The 217-nt window shown below is 73.3% G+C and carries 1 protein-coding gene; it reads left to right on the top strand.

Annotated features, from left to right (window positions below):
- Positions 1–217: hypothetical protein (locus tag IH00_RS0136490; RefSeq protein ID WP_031080811.1), on the top strand; the 217-nt coding region annotated here is incomplete at both ends.

The raw sequence follows: 217 nt of genomic DNA, 5'->3' as shown, positions 1-217 counted from the left end.
GCCGCTGGGCGACCCGATCGAGGCCCAGGCGCTGCTGGCGACCTACGGCCAGGAGCGGGCCGGCGACCCGCTGTGGCTGGGGTCGCTGAAGTCGAACATCGGGCACACACAGGCGGCCGCGGGTGTGGCGGGTGTGATCAAGATGGTGATGGCCATGCGGCACGGCCTGCTGCCGCGCACGCTGCACGCGGACGCGCCGTCGCCGCACGTGAACTGG

The sequence above is a fragment of the Streptomyces sp. NRRL S-118 genome, assembly GCF_000716335.1.
In the GTDB taxonomy this organism is placed as follows: domain Bacteria; phylum Actinomycetota; class Actinomycetes; order Streptomycetales; family Streptomycetaceae; genus Streptomyces.
The sequence above is the reverse complement of the archived record's forward strand: the minus strand, read 5'-3'. Positions and strand labels throughout refer to the sequence as shown.